The organism is Vibrio pomeroyi (genome assembly GCF_024347595.1).
Classification (GTDB): domain Bacteria; phylum Pseudomonadota; class Gammaproteobacteria; order Enterobacterales; family Vibrionaceae; genus Vibrio; species Vibrio pomeroyi.
The window spans coordinates 1,130,826-1,152,565 of sequence record NZ_AP025506.1 but is presented as its reverse complement, the minus strand read 5'-3'; the positions used below and the strand labels follow the sequence as shown (position 1 = coordinate 1,152,565).

The following is a 21,740-nucleotide window of genomic DNA, read 5'->3' as shown; positions in this document are numbered from 1 at the left end:
TGTCGTTTAAGCACAACAACAGAACCTTAAGTTCATCGAAAGTATAAACCTTGGAGGTAGCTCCAAGGTCAAGGAGAAGTTATCGTTTAATGCAATTTATTTAAAAGTCTCAACCAAGTAGGTCACTCTTACTGAGGCTTAAGCTCGGCACACTCTTCTCTATTTGCGGATACATCATCAATCAGAACGGCATCGTGTGAACAGAAAGGCTGTGTATTCAAGCTCACAATAGACACATCGTCTTCGACAGGGTCGACCTGAGATCCTTCCATCAACTCTGAGATATGGTAACGAAGCACCAAGATACCCAACAAACCGAACAAGATATTACCCAGCGCTTGTCCGTACAGCACACCTAACGCGCCATACCATTGTGAACCCAAGTAAACGAATGGCAGAGTACCCAGTGTCGCCTTACCTAAGTTCAACGCCGTTGAGTAAAGAGGCTTACCTAGATTATTGAATGAAGTGTTCGCGACAAACAGGGCACCGTTAAAGGTGAAGGTCAGCGCTACATAAGTACAAAACGCAGCAACAATAACGGCCGCATCACCTTGCAGGCTGAAGCCTTGAATCACATAGCCTTGCATGAAGTACAAAAGAATACACACAGCGATGGTGTACACCGTGGTCACTAACAGCGAGTTATTCAGCGTCTCTTTGACTCTGTCCATTCGCTCGGCACCGAAGTTCTGACCAATGATGGGGCCTACCGCACCAGACAAGGCAAAAATCACAGCAAAACACACGGGCGTTAAACGGCCAATCACAGCAAAGCCTGCGACGAAGTCTTCACCGTATTGCGCAATACCGGTCGTCACAATCGCATTACCGATCGGTGTGGCGGTATTAGTGATAATTGCGGGGATCGCGATTGCTAAGATTGGGCGAATATTGATGCGCCACTGCACCAGTGACGGAGGAGCTACAAGCTCATGGCTGCGAATCAAAGGATAAAGCGAGAAGAAAAGAACCGAAAAGCGTGCAACGACAGAAGCAATGGCCGCCCCTTCGATGTTCCAACCAAAACCAAAGATAAATAGAGGATCCAAGATTGCATTAACAATACCGCCAGACAAGGTCGCCCACATTGAACGCTTCGCATCTCCAGCTGCTCTTAAACCGGCACCCGCCGCCATTGCCAAGGCTAGGAATGGCCCACTAGGGAGCAAAATCTGTAAATACGCTTGTGCACGTTCTGCCGCCAAACCTTTCGCACCAATCGCCGCGAGCAGTTCAGGGATGTAAGCGTACATAATCGCAGTGACCGTCGAACTGATCACAAACGCGGTTAACATGATACTGGTGCTGAGGTTTCTTGCGTGGTCTCTGTCTTTAGAGCCTATCGCCTTTGAAACCAACGCGCCCATTGCAATAGAGGTGCCGATCGAAACGGAAGTAGAGAAGAAAGTGAGAGTACCTGCAAAACCGACTGCGGCGGCCAATTCAACTTGTCCCAACATACTGATAAACAGCATATCGAGTAAATCGACCACAAACAGTGCCATCAAGCCAACAGAGCCAGCCCCCGACATCACCAAGATGTGGCGCATCGTTGAACCTTCTACAAACTTTGCAGTTTGGTTTGACATGAAACCTCCAAAAGCTGGAACACCACAAGTCAAAGCTTCGCTGTTTGAGCTCTATGACAACAGATCTACAAAAACTCTACGAAGAAAAAGGCGCTAGTGCGCCTTTTGTCATTTATGGGTGTTGAGAAAAATAATCGTTCTTAACACGTCACTATACAGGATGTTTGAAGCATTCATCTAAGTTCTTGCCAATTGCTCTTAAAACATCTGTCCTGGTGATAATTCCGACCAACTTTCTGTTGTCGATCACAGGGTAAGCTTTTGGTTTACCCACTTGCATCATGTCTGCCAATTCAATAATGGATAGATCTGGCGATACCGACAACACCTCTTGATACATGCAATCGCCAACAATGTGTGTGTCTTGACAGAAGTAACTTACCTTAACCAATTTTTCTAATAAATCTTGCTCTGAAAGGAAACCAATTACTTGTTCATTATCATCAATAACTGGGCCGCCCATGTGATGACTGCGCATCACTTTGTCTAGCGCTAGACTTAACGGCATATCAGGAGTGAATGTCACAACCTGCTGCGTCATGTAATCTTTCACTTTAATTGAATGCATTGCGTTCTCCCTAAAATACTTTCGTGATGTCTTTATCTATCTCGTTAACTTAATTGTTGTCTAAAATCTTGATTTTACTAAATGGATTTCAACAATTTTATTGATAGGTAAAACCTAACAAGCCTTAAAAACGAGACAGCAAAAGGCTCGGGAGAGTTTTTGTGGCACAGAAAAAAGAAAAAAAAGAGCCCTTACAAAGCCTTACTTTCTCTTGCTTAGCCTTACTTAGCCGAACTAGCCTGAATAGATAAACCCTGTAATCTTCACCACACTAATAATTAGAAAGTCCCGATTTAGGTAGTTTATGCAACACGACAACAACATGTACGCGTACGTTTATTCAGGTAACGACGGTACAGAAAACACACTCATCGCCACTGTCGATAACCAAGAGCAACCACTTATCTCAAGCTGTGTTCACGAGATAAAACGCATGTCGAGCTTGGCGATTGATTTAGCGGCGCAACACAACCTGAAAGTGAAGCTCATCAAATATCAGAGAGAACAAGAGATCGACTTCGGTCTCTTCGTAAAGTAGTCCGTCAAAAGCACAAATTTGGTGGAATGATCATAGGCAGTCGCTCAAGTAGCGTTAAAGCATTAGCCGTAATAGCGATAACAATGGTGCGATAACCACGACTGCCTAATTCGATCTGACAATCTTATCTGTGAAGCGTTATAATAAAGACAACGGTGCCTTTGCCGCTTTTCATTGTCTCAACACGGTTCACTATGCCCTCTCCAACCTCAAATCAAACTTATGTCTCTAAGTATCGCTCTAAGTTAAAGGCCTACTTCAACGAGTTATTGGATTTCCAATCGCGTATTTGGGTTGTACATATTTTTGAAGATTCCATCACTGATCAATCATTTGTGATAAACGAAGATGGTTTTAAAGAACCGTTAGAGTGGATGAAAAAACGTGACTACCAAGCCAAGATGCTTGATCGTGTTGATAAGATGAAAATCTCACAAGTGATTGAGATTCAGTTTGAAGATAAGATGCACCAACTGATGCGAGTTAAATAACCTTTAGTATCGGTTCATTGTCGGTAATACCTATGTCAAAAAAGTACTCACGACTCATCAGACACAAAAAAGGCCAGCACTCGCTGACCTTCTCTTAATGATTTTTCAAACCGCTTTACACTTATGAGCAAGTGCTAGCGAGCACAATACGCATCCCAAAGACGGATAGCTTTTGTGTAGGCTTCAGTTTTATCGTGCGTTTCAGCGAAAAGAATCGCCGTCATGCTGTCGACAACAGTGTTTGCCATCAATTCCATCTCATCTTCCGGCGTACCCAGAACACACTCACTCGGCAATGAAATATCAGAGTTCATCATCTCTTCCCAATAGAAAGATTCAACCTTGTCAGGAGAACTCATCCACACCGTTTGGCTAACCTTAGGGTTGTATTCCGACTCACCATTCATGCCTTTAAATGAAATTACCGAGTGGGATTTATTACCAATCACACTCTCAACTTCGGCATGAAGTTGTGGGAAGCCTGGATGGAAACTGCCGCGCAAACCCAAACGACCGCCACCAGGGTTTAATGCACGAACCACAGTGTTGATTGGCGTACGCAAACCGTAACGGTGTTTCCAACCAATCATCGTTTGAGCTTCTGGCGCAAAGTTGGCGAGCGGTAAGTAAGCAATACCATCCTCTTCCAGAATTTGCTTGGCCTGTTGCGGATCAGCAGCACTACGAACACCGACAAGATCGAGGTGAGTCTCTACGTGTGTGCGTCCACTTGGCTTGTCCATGTAGCCATGCATCAATACCTTGTAACCATCGTCAGCCAGTATCTTCGCTGCTAGCAAATTCCAAGGCTTACCACTCGCAGTATCATTACGCTTACCCGCGTAGCAAGGCCAATCAATATCGGCCCCTAAATCCGGAACGCGAGATTGAAATGCTTTTACAAAGCCTGCAATTTCTTCATTGGTTTCATTCTGCACACGAATCAACATAAGTAGCATTGCCATTTGGTCGTCGCCGACCTCACCGCTTAAATACTCATCCATGATGCGATAGGCTTGTTCGAACGATAAAGGCTTGCGCCCTCTTTCCCCTCGTCCAACAGTACGAATACACTCTAAAATACTACTCATTGACTATTAATTCTCTTCCGTAGACATCAATAAAATTTAATACCTCTTCGATTCTATGACACCAATAGCGCGTTGCATAGCGATTCAAGTACTTCTCATCGCTATCCCACTCCACTTCCTCAATCTAAAGGCAACTGAATTCGGAGGAGAAAAGGAAACGGACTGCGGTTCTAAAAGTAAACTTAGTGGTGTAAAATTGGCGTATGCAATACTAACCGCCAGATTGAGTAGTACCCAAATGACTGTCAAAAAAACACTGAGCCAGAAGAAACGTGAATCTATCGTTGCTGCCGCTATCGCAGAGTTTACCGAGCGTGGTTATAAGGCCACCAGCATGGATAAAATCTCTAGCCGAGCCGAAGTATCGAAGCGCACGGTGTATAACCACTTCGCCAGTAAAGAGTTATTACTGGATGAGATATTAGACAGCATTTGGAGCAAAACACTCGCCGCGACCCATTTCCCATACCAAGCTGAACAACCATTGGCCGAACAGTTGACGTCTATTGCCAATCAAGAGCTTGAGCTTTTAGAGTCCGAAGGCTTCATCGACTTATCTCGCGTGCTGTTCTCCGAGTATTTCCATAATGCCGAACTTGCTCATCAAGCGATGGAGAAATATTCCCAAGCCGAGAGTGGCCTGACGATTTGGATCAAAGCCGCTTTAGCTGACGGTCGTTTAGTCGAGCTCGACCCACTGTTTGCCTCAACTCAATTCATCGCCTTGCTTAAGTCGTTTGCCTTTTGGCCGCAGATCATCGGCCATGCACCGTCACCGGACGCACAGCACAAGCAAGTGATCATTAACTCTAGTGTCGAGATGTTCCTTAAACAGTATCAAGCGTAATACTGGCGGTTAATGGGAATTCAACCACAATGAAACCATCACTGGTATCCGTGGTTATTTTCCCTATACTGCAACCCAATTTCGTGACTCACGATTCAACAAATTCAAACTTTAGGTAGCCCTATGATTACTTTCACCACCAACTTTGGCGATATCGAGATTGAACTCAACCTTGAGAAAGCACCAGTAACCTCGAAAAACTTCCTGAAATACTGCCAAGATGGCTTTTATGAAGGCACCACGTTTCACCGTGTGATCGAAGGTTTTATGATTCAAGGTGGCGGCCACACTATCGACATGACAGAAAAGCCAACGCGTGCCCCTATCGTGAACGAAGCGAACCGTGGCCTCAAGAACGTGATTGGTTCTGTAGCTATGGCTCGTACCGATGCACCACATTCGGCAACGGCGCAGTTCTTTATCAACCTTAATGACAACGATTTCCTAGACCACACATCAACGACCAACGCAGGTTGGGGTTACGCTGTGTTTGGTAAAGTGTCGGCAGGTATGGATGTGGTAAACAAGATTGCTGTAGCTCCAACGACCACTCGCTGGGGACATGAAGATGTGCCATGCGAAGACATTGTGATCTCAAAAGTTACTATCAACGACTAAATCAGATTCAATAAGCTACGAGCTATAAGTAGCAACCAAGAAACAACCCTCAAATGGTGGGAGCCCTTCTCACCATTTTTACTGTCCATGTTATCAATTGCTCTTATTTTTGTACGGTATATTTCCAATACCTACCGTTCCTCTGCTATTAATCAGTATTCGTGACGTGTTATTATCGCCGCTCGCCGACTATGAAAGTTGAATGCGATTCACTATACATTGGACGTAACACCAACCATGACTCGACACTCTTTTCTGACAGCAGCCTTCTCTTGCTCTGTTGCCAGTTTCTCTGTATCTGCCTTTGAAGTTGATACCCGAGAATCACAAGAACCTGAACTCGATGACCAATTTCGTGTCATTGCTATCCCCTTCTACGATCCAAGTGTCGATACTGGGATTTCGGTTGTTCCTATCTACAACTTTTACGCAGATGGTGAAACCAAGAACGCATCAACCTTATCGGCAACCCTTACTTATACCCAAAACGACAGCTACTACATCAAAGTCAATGCCGACCTTTTATTGAACGGTGATTCCCTGCGCTTTACTGGTGAGATGGGCTTTTCGAGCACCAACATTACCTTGGTCGATTTGGTCGATACTAACCACCAAGAGTACAGCTTCGATGGCGACTTCTACTTTAAGGTTTACGACAACATCTACCTTGGTATGGGTTTAGACTACTCAACGGCTCGCTATCTAGCAGATACACCACGCGACAAACTTTTGCTTAAACTCACAGGGTTCAGTGAAGAATATGAAGCGGACACGGGTGCCAAGCTTTCATTCTTATGGGATGAAAGGGAGCATTACTACTATCCGTACCATGGCTTCTTGTTTGAGCTGACTTATGAAGATCATGGCGCTTGGTTAGGTAATGATGAAGATGCGACTTACTCTTCGCTGTTTTCTGACTACCGTTTTTTCTACAGCTTGACGCACAACGACAATCACATCATCGCAAGCCGATGGGTCACGCGTTACCTACTTGATGCCGAGAATGCCCCTAGCAGTGCCTACAGTACCTATGGTCGACAAGGACGAAACGTTCAACGTGGTTTCGTCGCGGGTGATCACATCGCTTCACACATGACCAACCTTGAGATGGAATACCGCTACTCGATTTCTGGCTCATCAATTAATTTTCTAAACAACGTCGCCGTAGTCGGTTTAACGGGTGTCGGTAAAGTGTTTGGCGAAAGGCTCAACCCGAAAGACCCTTATCATAGCTTTGATGATGGCGACCTTCTGACCATGGTTGGCCTCGGATTGCGCTATCGATTAATGCGCCAAGAACGTATCAATGTACGTATGGACTTCACCTACAACAACGAAGATGAAGTGCTGGCGTATTTTAGTTTGGGTGAGAACATTTAACCCAACCTATCTAACCTAAGCTCTAGCGCACTTGCTTACTTATTTGCATACCGTACCAAGCCTGTCGCGATTCGATTCGCACAGGCTTTGTTGTTTTTAAGCCTCTCAAAATGACTTACCAACGCGAACGATAAGTACGATGACACGCTCGGCACGTGTTGTTGGCCGCATCTAAACCACGTTTAGCCTTGCTAAGGTCCTGCTCAATACTCGCCTGTTGTAACTCCGTAAAACCTTGATTCATCTGTAGCATCAGCTGATTGAATTTCTCTGGCTTACTCCACACCGTTTCTTTTGCCTTACCGCCAGTGTCACTCTCAGCAAAACTGCTGTTCAGTACAATTCCATGTTCAACCAAACTCTCACTTAACTCCTCAACCTTTTTCCAATCTGTATTTCGGTTTCCTAATTCTGAAGACACTTGTTTATTGAGTTTTTCAATGGAACTGAAAGCCTGTTGGCGATTATTCACAACTTCCGTTGCAGCTATAGCCATTACTGGCACGGCGATAAGTAAAGCGATTGTCAGTTTTTTCATAGTGTTATTCCTATTCATTGGTCAGTTGATTTGTTGAGCTTTCAATCGGGAATCGATGAGATGCATTTAATTCACACAACAACAGTTGCGAACGCAACTATTGTTGTGTAAATTAATCTCACCTTAAAAATGACAAGCAGGAAATTGAACAATGAAAATTTGGGATCTACCAACTCGACTCTATCACTGGCTGCAGGCCGCTCTGTTTATTGGCCTTGCTGGATCAGGCTTTAGTGGCAATGGCCCGCACATTTATCTAGGACTCGCACTGTTTAGTTTGATTCTATGGCGCTTGGTCTGGGGAATGATTGGTAGTGATACCAGCCGTTTTTCGCAGTTTATGAGCTCACCTCGATCTGCTTGGCAGTACTTACGAGGCCGAGTTCAACCTAAGCCGGGGCATAATCCTCTAGGTGCTTGGATGGTTGTGGGGATGATTACAACCTTATTCGTCCAGTGCATCACTGGCCTAGCGATAGCGGGGTTCTTCGACACATTGCCGTATTCAGAAGTCATCATCACAGACGCTGTGTTTGACCTACTCGTCACCGCTCATGCTATTGCCGCACGTATGTTAATCGCTTTTGTAGCACTGCATTTATTGGCTATCTTGGTCTACAAACTGCGCTCAAAGCCTTTAGTGCTCGCTATGATCACAGGCAAACAAAATCAATCGTTATCTACCGCTCATTTCGGAAATGGCACTCAATTGGCTTTTTCATCAAATAGGAAAGCGTTGTTGGTGCTAATTGCGTCGGTATTAGTTACGATTGCAATAGTTGTTATGTCATAAGAATTAGGGGCTAATCAATGCCAGAAGAGTTTGATAGACAGAATAGTTTTGGATGGATGATCAATGTGATCGCCAACAAAGCGACCAAAGATTTCGATCTTGAGCTAAAGAAACACGGCTTAAGCATCGCATTGTGGCCAACCCTGATGTGTTTATGGGAAGAAGAAGGCGTTACCCAGCGTGATATTGCCGCTAAGTCGAAAGTAGAAAACTCAACGACAACACGAACCTTAGATAAGTTGGAAAAGCTTGAACTGGTAGAACGCAGAGCTGATCCACACAGCCGCCGCTCTTTTAGAATCTACCTAACAGAGAAAGGTAAAGCACTTGAAGAAGTGTTAATACCCATCCCTGTGAAGTTGAATGAAGAGCTAATGGCCGCGCTTGATGCAAAAGAGCAGCAACAGATGATCGGTTTACTTAAAAAAATGGTCGCCGCTGTTTAGTTCGAAGCTAACACTAAAGAAACCACTTAGAAACTGAATGAGACCCTCGCCCTAAACGAGGGTTTATTTTTTCCGCGACCATTTGATGTAGCAAAACAGCGAAGCAATGATCACCGCTCCACCGATCAATTTTTGCACCTCGACCGTTTCACCTAGCATGCTCACACTGAGTAGCAGTGTCCATACTGGTTCTAGAATCATGATAAGTGCCGCCACTTCCATGTTCACTGAGTGCTGGCCCACCGTTTGTAATAGGTAGCGAATAGACGTCGCAACAACCGCCGACACAATGAACCAGAACACTAACGTTTTGGTGATTTCAAATTCCGGCTGTGTCGTCATCGAGGCAAACGCCAAACCACTGACTCCGACTACGAAAAGCTGAATACAAATCGAGGCAATTGGCTTGATGTTGGTGATCACACGTTTGTTCATCACAAAATGAATCGAGAGCAACATTGACGCTAACAAGAAGTAGATCTGGCTTTGCTCAACGTGCCAACCGTTGGTGAGAGTAAGCAGCAACATACCAAGGATTGCGATAGGAAATGACATCCAGAATGCACGATTTGGCTTCACTCGAAACAGAACCCAAGAGACAAACGGCGCAATGATCATCGCCAAGCTCATGATGAAAGCCCCTTCCGATAAACTCTCCGTGACCGAAACGGCAAACACCCAAACCTGAAGTGAAGCAGACAAGAGTAAACCGACACCGCACAATGACAGGACCTGCTTAAATGACAGCTTGCGAATATGATGAATACAGAATGGCAGTAGAATCAGACTCGCGACAACAAAACGCACACCAATGAACACCGGGCCCGGCATTTCCATGACCACCAGCTTAGATGCAATCCATCCTACCCCAGCCAATAAAGTGGCACACAAGAGGTAAAGCTCGCCACGCATCGCTTTTACGTTCATCATTTTTATTCGTTCCAATAACAAAAAAGCAACCCGACTCTGCAAGGTTGCTTTTTATAAACTCTTAACAGGATCAAGATACTATCTTAATACTCTGTTTCAGGCAGCAGTTTTTAGCCTGCGTATTCTGGGTAATCCGTTAAGCCTTTTTCAGCACCGCCAAACAGCGTGTTTGGATCGTGCGGAGCTAGAGGAAAACCATTTTGAATACGAGCTGGTAAGTCTGGGTTTGCTACGAATGGACGACCAAAGCCAACCATATCTGTCACGCCTTCTGCGACCGCTTGCTCGCCACGTTGACTGTCGTATTTACCTGCGTAAATCAGTACACCTTTGAATGCTTCACGAACCGCAGCTTTGAATGCTTTTGGCGTTTCAGGCGCATCGTCCCAGTCTACTTCTGCGATGTGCAGGTAAACGATCTTGTATAGGTTTAGGTACGCGGCCGCTGCTGTGTAAGTTTCAACTGGCGTCGCGTCAACCGTGCCATTTAGCGAAGTAAACGGAGCAAGACGAACACCAACACGGTCAGCACCAATCGCTTCAACCATAGCTTCAACCACCTCACCTAAGAAACGTAGGCGGTTTTCAATTGAACCACCGTATTCATCGGTACGGTTGTTTGCTTCAGAATCAATGAATTGGTTAATCAAATAGCCATTTGCCGCGTGAAGCTCAATGCCATCAAACCCTGCTTCGATTGCGTTAAGCGCTGCTTGGCGGTATTGCTCAACCACTTCTTTGATGTCTTCTTTGGTCATTTCACGAGGTTCAACCACGTCAACAAAACCCGGTTCATCAGTGCCGTTATCGATGAAGACTTTCACGTTTTCCGCTTTGATAGCTGAAGACGAAATTGGCTGTTCACCACCGATGTTATCTGGGTGAGTTACACGACCTACATGCCAAAGCTGAGCAAAAATAACGCCGCCTTTTTCATGTACGGCATCGGTTACTTTTTTCCAACCAGCAATTTGCTCGTCAGAGTAGATACCCGGTGTCCAAGCGTAACCCTGACCCAATGGAGAAATCTGTGTGCCTTCTGCGACAATCAAACCCGCAGAAGCGCGTTGAGCGTAGTAAGCCGCCATCATTTCGTTTGCTGAGTTACCAGGTTGCGTTGCACGAGAGCGAGTCATCGGAGGCATAACAATACGGTTTTTTAGTTCGATATTACCAAGTTGAATTGGTTGAAATAGTGCGTTTGTCATTGTTATTTCCTCGATTAACCTAGTTGAATCAGTTCGATTTGGTAGCCGTCTGGGTCAGTGATAAAAGCGATGTGTGTTGAACCACCTTTTACAGGGCCCGCTTCACGAGTCACATTACCACCTAGCGATTTAATCTTGTCACATGCCGCGTAAATATCTTCCACACCCAATGCTAAATGGCCAAATGCGTTGCCCATTTCGTATTCGTTGGTATCCCAGTTGTAAGTCAGTTCGATGGTTGTGCCACCTTGCTCGTAGCCAACAAAAACCAACGTGTAGCGGTAATCATTATTGTCATGACGCTCAAGTTCTTTCATACCCAATACCTTGGTGTAGAACTCAATAGACTTATCTAGATCAGCAACTCGAATCATTGTGTGTAGGAATTTCATATTTCACCCTTATTAGCACCACAAGCATGGCGCCGTTATTATTTTGAGTGGAGGTTATCCACTAATCTCTGGGTGAAATAATACGATTCAGCGAGGAATTAAGGAAATTATCAAAAATTCTCAATGTGATAATTTTTTGTTATGAACTTTATGACTAGCACGAACTCAATGACACAAAAAAGGGAAGCCAATGCTTCCCTTCGAGTTAGACCCTAAATTAAAACCGCAAACGCCTATCTTTAAGCGCCTTCGACATTGCATCTGACGTACTGATGACTTGTTCTCTGAACCATTTATGAGCGGGGTCGCTGTTCTGCTTCTTCAACCAAATCAGGTAGTGAGACATCGGCTGATACTCAAAGGGTGGCTTGAACAGCTGTAAACTTAACTTTTCTTGGAACTGCACGGCCATAGATAAAGGCACGACAGTGATGTAATCGGATTGGCTACACAGCAAGATATTACTGAACAGCGAACGCCCATGAAATACGATTTTACGTTGGGACAGATCCAAAGAAGTGTAGTGATTCAAACTGCGAACTTTGCGTCGTGTTCTGTCTAATACGGCATGCTTTTCACTTAGGAACTGAGCTTCGCTGATTTCACCTTGGATTCGCGGGTGATCAGCTCGACACACGATCACAAACTCGCCCTCATAAAGTGTTTCACTGACGATACTTGGGTGTTCAGGCACCACAATATCGATCATCGCATCGAATTCTTGAGTCAAAAGGTCTTCGTAAATACGCTCATCACTGTCTGGTTGATCAAAGACTTCTAATGACAAGTTTTGATTAGGAAGCGCCGCAAAACTATTGAGCAGCACCCACTGTAAGTGCTCAGGCGCAGAAATCACAAACTTACGTTCAGAAGATTGCTCATCAAAGTTGGTCATCGACTGAAACACGCCATTGAGTTCATTGATCGGCGCTTTAATTTGTTCATACAAGCTTTGGGCATAAGACGTAGGCGCAACCCCTCTTCCTTTACGAACAAAAAGCTCTTGGCCAATCTCTTTTTTTAAGCGGGCTAATGCGGTACTGATGGTCGACTGGTTGGTACTGAGTTGATCCGCAGCTTTACTTAAACTGCCCTGCTCCATTACCGCAGAAAACACGGCAAGTAGATTGAAGTTTGGGATGTCGTTGCTCATATATCATTACTCGTTAGGCGACCATGAGCACCATGCTATCGTAAAAACGATAGAATGAAATGTTAATTCGCTATTTTTCGACCCAATTTGTGAGACTACTATCAGCGCCTTAAAAACAGCTCCCAAAATAGGTTCTATTCCATGAAAAAACACGCACTTGCCATTGTAGTGTCAACGCTTTCAACCCATGCAATGGCGGCTGGCCCATTGCTTCCTGAATTAGGTTCATTGAACGCAAGTACTGCAGGAGCTGGTACCGCAGCTCTAGCAGAGAGTGCTTTAACAGCTTGGACTAACCCGGCCGGCATGTCTCAACTCAAAGAAACCAACGTTACTGTAAATGCTTCCATTTTAGACACGACATTTGATTACGCTGATCAAGGATCAACAGGCCCCGCATTTTCAAATGGGGAGAACGCAGATGGCGGGACAACAACCCCAGCAGGCAGTTTCTACTTTGTCACACCAATCAACGATCAATTCCACACAGGCCTTTCAGTTGCATCACAGGGTGGTTCCGGCGTTGATTATGGTGACAATTTCCACGGTGGTAATCTATTAGAAAACGTGGAGTTTATTACCGTACAAATTGCACCAGCTATATCGTATAAAGTAACTGACAAGTTTGCTGTTGGTGCTGCCATCAATCTGGAATACTTCTCGGCAAATGGTGAGCTCGATGTATTTCCTGGAGTTATCTCAACGATTGGAGAGGGCAAGCTTGAGGCCAATGCCGACGATTTTAACGTAGGTTATACACTCAGTGCCTTTTACAAATTCAACGAAGCACATCGTATCGGTTTGATTTATCGCTCTGAGATCGCTCACTACGGTGAAGGTGATGTCAAAACAACGCAGCCAGGATTCAGAGGCAATATCGTCAACATGGATGTTGGACTAGATTTCATCATGCCACAACACGTTCAAGCAAGTGGTGTTCATGCCGTTAATCCGCAATGGGACATGCTTTGGAGTGTGACTTGGTATGACTTATCAACTTGGACAGACCTAACGCTCGACCTGAACAATGCACCAATTGAAATCGTTCAACGCGATTTTGATGATGTATGGAATTTCGCGATCGGTACACACTACCAACTTAATGAACAATGGCGATTAGAAACCGGAGTGAGTTACGAAACCTCACCGCAAGATGATCCGACAAAGGTATACATGGACCTCCCGATAAGCGACATATGGCGCTATGGAGTCGGTGCGACTTATCGAGTAAATGATTACTGGCAAGTACGTGGTTACTACGACTACATCGACCTAGGTACGCCAAACATTGATTACACACTCGGCCTTGCACCTTCGCTAGGTAACCTTAACGGTCAATACAAGAGTTATGCACACTACTTTGGCCTACAAGCGAACTATCGCTTCAAGTAACGTTCAGTCCTGATCAACACTCACTCAGATAAGAATTAAACTTAGTCATTTGGTTAACTCTATACTAAATACCTGAAACTTTTATCTAAATATAAAGCTTAGTGCCCTGCTCGCTAAGCTTTTTTATTTGGACTAAGCATTTCATTTACTTCTCTTTTTGCTCTCCATCGATAAGTCATTTGTCACCGTTTTTATTTGTATTGATTATCAACCTAATACAACGCACAAACAAGGGCTTATTGTCTCATTTTTCATGACACTGTTTCACAGTCGCTTTCAGCTACTCAGCAAAGCTCTTTGTCTTTTTCACAACGCAGGCTGAAAATTGTGCATTTCACAAAACACGGTTCTTTCAACTAAACCTCTTAATTATCGAGCGTTATAAGCTTCAGCCCTTATTCAGCCTAATGTCGGAAATTGGAGGAGCGCTTTATCTACACGCTATTTATCTAAAGCCCAACAAATATATCAGTTCAAAAAATAGCCCCTTATTTTTATAAAACTCGCTACTAATGAATAAAAAGCATCAGCTATCGTATTTGCGATGATTACAAAACGAATTATTACGTAGATTCATATTATTCACATCTTCTATATTTCTCGCCAACGAATAAACACTTCATGACTGTGAAGGTGAAGTGAACCCCCAACAAGTTATGACTAAGAGTATAGATATGCTTAAAATTAAAAAGAGCTTCCTTTCTGTTGCCATTACTGCAGCAGCATTACTTTCAACAACAGCAAGTGCGCAAGAACAATTATCAGTACAAGAAGCAGCAAAAAAATCAGCCAACCCTGTGTCAGATGTATGGATGCTAATTACTCAAAATGATTATACCTTTCTAGAAAAAGAAGATGGTCACCATGAGATGCAAAACCGCTTCAGCTTTCAACCAGTAATGCCTGTACCTATCATGGATGGAGAATGGAACTTGGTGAACCGTTTGGTTGCCAACCACTACAGTTCACCAGGCGATCGTGAAAACGGTGATTTCTTTGAAGGACGTACAAACGGTATGGGAGACACTGTCTTTCTATCAATGGCAGCCCCTAACCGTGATGATGGGTGGATTTGGGGTGTTGGTCCAACGATGATCATGCCAACAGGTACTGATGGTTTAACGCAAGACAAGTGGCAAGTCGGCCCTGCAGCAATGGTCGCTCGCCTTGGTAAAGAAACAGGTAACCCAACCAGTATTGAAAGCTGGAACGTTGGTTTCTTAGCTCAGCAATGGTGGGACGTGGGCGGCAGTGACAGCGTTACTGATTCAACCAATCAAGCGGACATCCAGTATTTCTTAAACTATCGTGTCAGCAACACCGCGTTAATTGGTATGACACCTAATATTCAAATTGATTGGACAAAAGATGGTTCCGACCAATTTACTGTACCTGTCGGATTAGGCTATATCGATATGTTTAAGGTTGGGCCAATGCCAGTTCGTTGGGGTGTAGAACTTCAATATTACGTAATGAAACCAGATGCAAATGTTAATACAACCAATCCAGCTGAGTATGTGCCATATGCACCAGATTGGAACCTGAAATTCTTTATTGCTCCTGTTACATTAAACCCGTTCAAATAATCGATTAAAATCCCCCTACAGGTTGGTCTAATTTATTTAATATTTTATGCCAGTCTTTTTAGCACTTTTCATCGACTTCTATGATCCAAACCAAGTTAATGAACAATGTTTTTTATCTGTATATGAGCCTTTTCAAATAAATCGACCTACCGATTTAGAGTTATAACTACTAATCGTAATTACGATATTATCAAATCGTAATTCTAGGTAGATACTGGTCAAAACTCTTCCTATTATCCTGCTAACAAATCAATTATTAGCCAAAACAGAATGCTGACAAATGTTTTACTTTGGTATGTCAATTGTCATGGAAGAGCCCCTCGATTGCCGAGGTAATACACGTAATAAAGACAGTAGCTGAAAGAAGCACGAATATTAATTCGAACGCCTCATAGCCATCTAATTTACGTCTGCTGACAAATAATAAAGATTGATTTGTAGAGGAGCATATTCGCTTCTTGATACCGAGAATCGGTTGTCTAGACTGAGCAATATCACTTTAAATATCATCTGTTACTTTTGTTTATTATGAGCACCAATCTACCCACATAATAGACATCTACTTTTTAAGATGTCATTTAAGGTGACTTCTAGGCTGCAAATTCTCTCTTCTTATTGATGTAGGTTGAGATATGAACTTTATAAAAATCGTTTTCCAGAAGATCTGGGCCGTTGTGATGGTCTTGATTAAATTCTGCCTGTTTATGGCGGTAATGTTTGCTGGCGCATGGGCTCTTGCACCGTTAGGCACTATCCATTCTAAAGACATCGACATGTCTCAATTCAACAACCATCCCAATGAAATGATGATGAACTTCTTCCAGATGGAGTACTTCTCAGGTTACTTGTTCTCGGTGACAATTGCTGTGGTATTAGCCGGTGTTTACGGCATGTGGCAGTTGCATGAACTGGGTGTGCATAAAGCAAAAGAGCACAAAAGCGCCCACGTACAAATCGTGTTTGCACTGTCACTTTGTGGACTGTTCATCAGCAAAACATTCTGGGTTATCGCCTTGGTTATCGCATTGGCGAACTGGAAACATATTGGTCAATCACTGAGTGATGTTATTCGCCGTGGTGTTCAGCCTAAACAAGATGCGACCAATACAGAGACAGCCGCAGTCCACGTATCACCTGAACAACCGGTAACAGAGCCGTCTTCAGTAGAGCAATCTTCAAAAGAACAGGCTTCAGAAGAAAAGACTCCAACAACACCATCCGCTACAGAAAAAGAGGTCGCATAATGAAAGAGATGATGATCCCATACATCCTAATTGTATGGTCACTATTTGCGACAGGCGCACTTAAGAAGAACTTCAAGAACTATACATGGGCTGCCATTGGCGGTGTAACGATTCTTGCGGTACTAGCGGTTATCTCTCGCTTGTGGGCACCCGTTGATTTAACCAACTCAACCACAGTCAAAGCACCACACGCGGTGATGTCACCAATTTTTGGCCAGCAGATCGACCAAGTACTTGTTGAGCACAACCAAATGGTTAAAGAAGGCGACATAATCTACACGCTCGTCGACATCGATTCTGCCGCAGACAAAGCAAAGATCGAATCTTCAATTGTTCAGAAAGAAGAAGAGATCAAGCAAATGACTCGCGACTTAGAGCGCGCTGAAACGTCACCTGAAATCTTCAATATGCGTGACGTAGAAAAGTACGAATCCGATCTTCGAGTGCTGCACGCTGAACTTGTGTCGTTAAAAGCCGATCTTCAAAAAGTAAATTGGGCGCAAGAGAAGAAAACCATTAGAGCTGAATTTGATGGTCAGGTATCGATCGTGAATATTGCTGAAGGTTCTGTCATGGGTAACATGCACCTCTACAACACCAGCAAAAAATTCCTTGAGATGCGCATTTCAGACCAAACTTACGGCTATGTTCAAGTAGGAGACTTCGCAGAGTTCTTCGTTGATGCCTACCCAGGGCATGTGTTCCGAGCAAAAGTACACAGCTTTAATGCAGGTACGGGTGAGTCGAGTATTTCTCCACTTCAGGGGCCACAAAGCGTCGGTCAACACGTGGTAAGAAACGGTAACGGTTTAGGCCGTACCATCGTACTTGAGATCATCGAACCAGAAGGTTTCAATATCCCAATTGGTTCAGCTGGCGCAGCTTGGATTTCTGCTGAGAAGCCACATCCGTTCTGGGGCTTTATTGATGTAATCGGCGCAGCAACGGTTCGCCTACAATCTTACAAGTCATACTTAGGTGCTTGGTAAGCGCTTAAGCTCTTGGTATACGATTAGCTCTTGGCAAACGATTAAGCATTCAATGATGTGACTGTTATTCACTCGTATAACAGCCACTCATTAGCCTGCTACTAATTTCCAAACAAATGCCCCGAATTTCGGGGCATTTTTATATCTGTTGCAAGCTCATTTACTAATTGATTCAGATCAATATAAATCGTCAGTACAATTATTTGGTGAGCAAATCATCGAAAAAACGATGAGTTGAAATCTTATTAGCGCGTAGATAGCAACCTCCCCCACCTCTATCATTTGGCTCAAGAAATCCAATTCCTGTATCCAAATATAAGGTCACGACCATGACTAATACATTCAAAAAAATGGCGCTTCCTGTTGCTATCGCCAGCGCTCTACTTGCTTCTGGTTTTGCATCTGCAACTCCAACTGTAGAAGCGACATCCAAAGTAGGCCAAGAACTTCAGACGGCAAACGCAGCGCAATACCAAAACATTGACCTTGATGCTCGCTACAAGAGCGAAGTTCTATTCGAACACAAATCAAACATGTTCTGGGGCAAAGGCGAGCGCATCCAAGTTGTTTCGAAAACGGGCGACTCTCTGGCTTACACAGAAGAATCTGATCACGTTCATCCGATCCTAACCAAGCATGGTCGTAAAATGGACCAAGCAATCATCAAAGTGGATGACAATGTTTACCTAGGTTACGGTTTTGGCCTAGATACACCAGTAATGATCGAAGGTACGGACGGCATCATCATTGTTGATCCAGGCGAGTCGGTAGAAATGGCTCAGTCTGTTAAAGAGCAGTTCCGTCAAATCACAGACAAGCCGGTTAAAGCCATCATCTATTCTCACAACCACATCGACCACATCTCTGGTGTGCGAGCATGGGTTACTGATGAAGAAGTGGCGTCTGGTGAAGTTAAAATCATCGCAGAAGAAGGTTTAACCGCAGCGGTTGCTAACTGGTCTTCAAACCTAGGTACTCTATTTGGTCACCGTACTTCTTACACAGGCGCTAAGCACGTAGAAGAAGGCGAGCACGGCACAGTAAACGACGGCCTTGGTCCACGCTTTATGCAAGGTGCTATCTCGTTCATTGAACCAAACCTGCTAGTACCAAGCCAAAGCCACATCGAAATCGAAATTGCTGGCGTAAAAATGCACATCGAGAACGTGCCATCTGAAACTAAAGATGAGTTAGTGGTTTACTTCCCAGATCAAAAAATCCTGCACGCAGCTGAAGTACTTCAAGGTGAGAACTTCCCTAACCTTCACACCATTCGTGGTACTAAATTCCGTGACCCATCAATGTGGTTCAAGGGCATCGACGTAATGCGTAAGTTCGACACTGAGATCATGATTAACTCTCACGGTCGTCCTGTTGAAGGTAAAGAAGCAGTAGCTGACGTACTAACGGCTTACCGTGATGCGATTCAATACACTCATGATCAAACTATCCGTTACATGAACAAAGGTATGACGCCAGACGAGCTAGTTGAAGTAGTTAAACTTCCTAAGCACCTTGCAGAACACCCTTGGTTAGGTGAACACTACGGTACTGTTGCACACGCCGTGCGTCAGATTTACGTAGGTTACAACGGTTTCTTCGAAGCGGATCCATGGCAGCTAGAGCCAATGGCTTACGAGCAACGCGCTAAAGCCTTCGTAGAGATCATGGGCGGTCGCGACAACATCCTTACTACTGCACAAGCGGCAATTAAGGCTGAGAACTACACATTTGCAGCAGAAATTCTTTCTTACCCAATCACGGTAAACAAGCAAGATATGGAAGCTCGCGAGATGAAAGCACAAGCTTACAAAGCATGGGCTGCAGACCAAGTGAACATCAACTGGCGTAACTGGGCGCTTAACGCGGCGGCTGAACTAGAGAACAAACGTGACTTCTCTAACATGATCAGCTTCGCTTCTGTTGACGTTCTTACTGCGCTACCAAGCAAGCAGATCTTCGACATGATGACTTCAACGCTTATCGCAGAAAATTCGTTAGACGTGAACATGATGCTAACGTACAACTTCTCTGATACGAACGAAGCATTCACTATCGAAATCCGTAACGGTATTGCTCAGTTACACGAAGAAGCAGTAAAAGGCGCAGACGTTCAAATCGACACCACTCGTGCAGTATTGAACCAAATCTTGATTGCAGGTCCAAACGCTCAACAAGTGATTGGTACCAACCTACAGTCTGGTGCATTCAAGTTCTCGAACGGCGACATCAAAGGCTTCGGTCAATTCATGAGCTACTTCGATAAGCCAATGACTCCAGAAGAGATCATGCTCATCGTTCGCTAATAGCGAGCTCGAACGGTCGCTCTTCGACGATAGCTACTTAGCAAACAATCTCGCTAAATATCTATCAGTCGATTCGCTGACCGCTTCACATGGACGACAAACAAATACAGGGACCCTTTGTGGTCCCTTTTTTATCGTTAGGTTCGGCTTCTGCCGTCAGATTCTTAATCCTTTTACAGGTCTCGATAACCATTATGTTAAAACGATTTGCTTTGATTCTTTCACTCTCCTCTTCACTCACGTTTGCCTGTGGTCTTCACCAAGATACCGGATTTAGTTTGGTGACAGAGCCCGGTTCACTCGAGGTGTTTGGCAACGTCATCACAGCCAGACAAGACAATGAATTCAACAACCTCAATAAGCCAGATCACTTTCGACTCTTTGCCATCAAAGCTGCGCTTGCGAAACCCCACCCAAGCAAAATTGAGTTCAATTTATTCGAAGCAATTAAAGGTCATTACAGCCAAGTGAAGTTTGAGAAGGGTGTCGATGTGTCAGGCAGAGATACTTTGCCTACCGAGGAAGATCTATTACTGATTACGGAACTCGATGTGTTCGATGCGCTAGCAACTGGCACCATCTCTTGGGATCACGCGATACTAAACGGCTTAGTGATCATCAACGGCCCACAAGATAAACGAGAACAGCTTGAAGATTGGCTTGGTGATATTTTTGAAGAGCAATAGCTTAAAGCGGAACAGATAAAAGGTCGTCGAACGCTCGGATTTCAAAACATTGAAGGTTCAACGACAAAACTAAATCAAAAAAGCGTAGGCAACGGAATCAGTTCCAGTCCAAGTACGCCGCTGATGCTCATCACCACCAGAAGAGAGACCTTGAAGACAGTCTTTGACCACTGAATGTAGTTGAGGCAATCGACCTTGCGGAATGTCACTTTGGTCCACATAAAACAAACAGCCGCCGACACCGCTAGGTATTCGTAACCCGCTTCTCCGAGCAAAAATAGTCCCAGAGCAACCGCGCCAAACGCGACAACATACGCTTTCATGTGCTGATGTGCTTTGTCGACACCCTCTTTGACCGGTAACACAGGTATACCTGCATCGCGGTAGTCTTGAATGCGGAACATCGCAATCGCATACGAGTGTGGCATCTGCCATAAACAGAACATGATGAACAATAGAACGGCTTCTAAGCTCAGGTAGTTAGTCACGCCAAGGTAGCCAACCAATGGAGGAACCGCGCCAGAGATGCTTCCCACTAAGGTGCCGTAAACCGAATTACGCTTGTACCACATGGTGTAGAAAAAGACGTAAAACACATAGCCAAGCAACACCACCACCGCAGACATCGGATTAACGAATTGAAACAGCAACGCCGTGCCTGCCAACAACATGACCAATGCATAGATAAATGCCACGTCTGTGTTGATGTTGCCCTGAACCAATTCACGGTTCTGGGTTCGTTTCATTTTCTGGTCGATATCTCGGTCAAAGATGTTGTTCACCACACAACCTGATGCAATCACAAGCCCTACACCCGCTAATGTCGTCAGTAACAACATCGCACTGGCTGGTTCTGTTTTTGCGGCGAGGAAGAACCCCGCCGCAACAGAAATCAGGTTGCCGAAAATGATGCCCGGTTTGGTGATAGACAAATAACTTTTCAGCATACCCT

At 44.4% G+C, this 21,740-nt stretch carries 22 protein-coding genes; 13 read left to right on the top strand and 9 right to left on the bottom strand.

Going from position 1 to position 21,740, the window contains the following annotated elements:
- Positions 1-128 precede the first annotated feature (128 nt).
- Both OCV12_RS05180 and OCV12_RS05175 read right to left on the bottom strand, forming a co-directional pair.
- A complete protein-coding gene (locus OCV12_RS05180) occupies positions 129-1,592 on the bottom strand; it encodes an MATE family efflux transporter (RefSeq protein ID WP_261885526.1) in 1,464 nt (487 codons plus the stop codon).
- A gap of 151 nt (positions 1,593-1,743) precedes the next feature.
- Positions 1,744-2,160, bottom strand: a complete 417-nt coding sequence (locus OCV12_RS05175) for a CBS domain-containing protein (protein WP_017632179.1) — start codon at positions 2,158-2,160, stop codon at positions 1,744-1,746.
- Positions 2,161-2,464: 304 nt separating this feature from the next.
- Here OCV12_RS05175 and OCV12_RS05170 point away from each other — a divergent pair, with 304 nt between their 5' ends.
- Both OCV12_RS05170 and OCV12_RS05165 read left to right on the top strand, forming a co-directional pair.
- The gene (locus OCV12_RS05170; protein WP_017632180.1) at positions 2,465-2,698 is read left to right on the top strand and encodes a hypothetical protein; all 234 of its coding nucleotides are present in this window, start codon (positions 2,465-2,467) and stop codon (positions 2,696-2,698) included.
- 194 nt (positions 2,699-2,892) lie between these two features.
- Positions 2,893-3,189 carry a hypothetical protein gene (locus tag OCV12_RS05165; RefSeq protein WP_261885525.1) on the top strand — a complete coding sequence of 99 codons (297 nt, stop codon included), beginning with the start codon at positions 2,893-2,895 and terminating at the stop codon, positions 3,187-3,189.
- A gap of 134 nt (positions 3,190-3,323) precedes the next feature.
- On the opposite strand, the gene OCV12_RS05160 is transcribed toward OCV12_RS05165, so the two are convergent.
- The gene (locus tag OCV12_RS05160) at positions 3,324-4,280 is read right to left on the bottom strand and encodes a glycosyl transferase family protein (protein WP_261885524.1); all 957 of its coding nucleotides are present in this window, start codon (positions 4,278-4,280) and stop codon (positions 3,324-3,326) included.
- A 238-nt stretch (positions 4,281-4,518) separates the two neighbouring features.
- On the opposite strand from OCV12_RS05160, the gene OCV12_RS05155 reads away from it, so the two are divergent.
- From OCV12_RS05155 to OCV12_RS05145, 3 genes are all read left to right on the top strand, one after another.
- The gene (locus tag OCV12_RS05155; RefSeq protein ID WP_261885523.1) at positions 4,519-5,127 is read left to right on the top strand and encodes a TetR/AcrR family transcriptional regulator; all 609 of its coding nucleotides are present in this window, start codon (positions 4,519-4,521) and stop codon (positions 5,125-5,127) included.
- Between the two features lie 123 nt (positions 5,128-5,250).
- Complete coding sequence (locus OCV12_RS05150; protein ID WP_261885522.1) at positions 5,251-5,745, top strand: peptidylprolyl isomerase; 495 nt, start codon at positions 5,251-5,253, stop codon at positions 5,743-5,745.
- Positions 5,746-5,982: 237 nt separating this feature from the next.
- A complete protein-coding gene (locus tag OCV12_RS05145) occupies positions 5,983-7,125 on the top strand; it encodes a BamA/TamA family outer membrane protein (RefSeq protein WP_261885521.1) in 1,143 nt (380 codons plus the stop codon).
- A gap of 115 nt (positions 7,126-7,240) precedes the next feature.
- On the opposite strand, the gene OCV12_RS05140 is transcribed toward OCV12_RS05145, so the two are convergent.
- The gene (locus OCV12_RS05140; RefSeq protein ID WP_261885520.1) at positions 7,241-7,663 is read right to left on the bottom strand and encodes a c-type cytochrome; all 423 of its coding nucleotides are present in this window, start codon (positions 7,661-7,663) and stop codon (positions 7,241-7,243) included.
- Between the two features lie 151 nt (positions 7,664-7,814).
- Here OCV12_RS05140 and OCV12_RS05135 point away from each other — a divergent pair, with 151 nt between their 5' ends.
- Both OCV12_RS05135 and OCV12_RS05130 read left to right on the top strand, forming a co-directional pair.
- On the top strand, positions 7,815-8,456 hold the full coding sequence (locus tag OCV12_RS05135; RefSeq protein ID WP_261885519.1) for a cytochrome b/b6 domain-containing protein: 642 nt from the start codon (positions 7,815-7,817) through the stop codon (positions 8,454-8,456).
- A 17-nt stretch (positions 8,457-8,473) separates the two neighbouring features.
- Entirely contained in the window at positions 8,474-8,902 is a 429-nt protein-coding gene (locus OCV12_RS05130) for a MarR family winged helix-turn-helix transcriptional regulator (protein ID WP_017633082.1), read from the top strand.
- A gap of 63 nt (positions 8,903-8,965) precedes the next feature.
- Here OCV12_RS05130 and OCV12_RS05125 read toward each other — a convergent pair whose 3' ends face one another.
- The 4 genes from OCV12_RS05125 to OCV12_RS05110 form a co-directional block, all read right to left on the bottom strand.
- Positions 8,966-9,832, bottom strand: coding sequence for a DMT family transporter (locus OCV12_RS05125; RefSeq protein WP_261885518.1), 867 nt, complete (start codon positions 9,830-9,832; stop codon positions 8,966-8,968).
- A gap of 110 nt (positions 9,833-9,942) precedes the next feature.
- Positions 9,943-11,040, bottom strand: coding sequence for an alkene reductase (locus OCV12_RS05120; protein WP_261885517.1), 1,098 nt, complete (start codon positions 11,038-11,040; stop codon positions 9,943-9,945).
- Positions 11,041-11,054: 14 nt separating this feature from the next.
- Entirely contained in the window at positions 11,055-11,432 is a 378-nt protein-coding gene (gene gloA, locus OCV12_RS05115) for a lactoylglutathione lyase (RefSeq protein WP_008221701.1), read from the bottom strand.
- 217 nt (positions 11,433-11,649) lie between these two features.
- Positions 11,650-12,585 carry a LysR family transcriptional regulator gene (locus OCV12_RS05110; RefSeq protein WP_017066788.1) on the bottom strand — a complete coding sequence of 312 codons (936 nt, stop codon included), beginning with the start codon at positions 12,583-12,585 and terminating at the stop codon, positions 11,650-11,652.
- Between the two features lie 141 nt (positions 12,586-12,726).
- Between OCV12_RS05110 and OCV12_RS05105 the strand changes: the two genes are divergently transcribed.
- The 6 genes from OCV12_RS05105 to OCV12_RS05080 all read left to right on the top strand — a co-directional run bounded on the left by OCV12_RS05105 (position 12,727) and on the right by OCV12_RS05080 (position 20,788).
- On the top strand, positions 12,727-13,977 hold the full coding sequence (locus OCV12_RS05105) for an OmpP1/FadL family transporter (protein WP_261885516.1): 1,251 nt from the start codon (positions 12,727-12,729) through the stop codon (positions 13,975-13,977).
- Positions 13,978-14,651: 674 nt separating this feature from the next.
- Positions 14,652-15,563: a hypothetical protein gene (locus tag OCV12_RS05100; protein ID WP_261885515.1), complete on the top strand. Its 912-nt coding sequence runs from the start codon at positions 14,652-14,654 to the stop codon at positions 15,561-15,563.
- A gap of 632 nt (positions 15,564-16,195) precedes the next feature.
- A complete protein-coding gene (locus OCV12_RS05095; protein WP_261885514.1) occupies positions 16,196-16,807 on the top strand; it encodes a magnesium transporter in 612 nt (203 codons plus the stop codon).
- Complete coding sequence (locus tag OCV12_RS05090; RefSeq protein ID WP_261885513.1) at positions 16,807-17,796, top strand: efflux RND transporter periplasmic adaptor subunit; 990 nt, start codon at positions 16,807-16,809, stop codon at positions 17,794-17,796. The genes OCV12_RS05095 and OCV12_RS05090 overlap by 1 nt, the downstream gene beginning before the upstream one ends.
- A gap of 329 nt (positions 17,797-18,125) precedes the next feature.
- Positions 18,126-20,102 (top strand): alkyl sulfatase dimerization domain-containing protein, encoded by a 1,977-nt coding sequence (locus OCV12_RS05085; RefSeq protein WP_261885512.1) that lies wholly within the window; start codon positions 18,126-18,128, stop codon positions 20,100-20,102.
- 194 nt (positions 20,103-20,296) lie between these two features.
- On the top strand, positions 20,297-20,788 hold the full coding sequence (locus OCV12_RS05080) for a hypothetical protein (RefSeq protein ID WP_261885511.1): 492 nt from the start codon (positions 20,297-20,299) through the stop codon (positions 20,786-20,788).
- Positions 20,789-20,862: 74 nt separating this feature from the next.
- Here the strand turns inward: OCV12_RS05080 and cyoE are convergent, their stop codons facing one another.
- The gene (cyoE, locus tag OCV12_RS05075) at positions 20,863-21,735 is read right to left on the bottom strand and encodes a heme o synthase (protein WP_261885510.1); all 873 of its coding nucleotides are present in this window, start codon (positions 21,733-21,735) and stop codon (positions 20,863-20,865) included.
- Between the last annotated feature and the right edge of the window lie 5 nt (positions 21,736-21,740).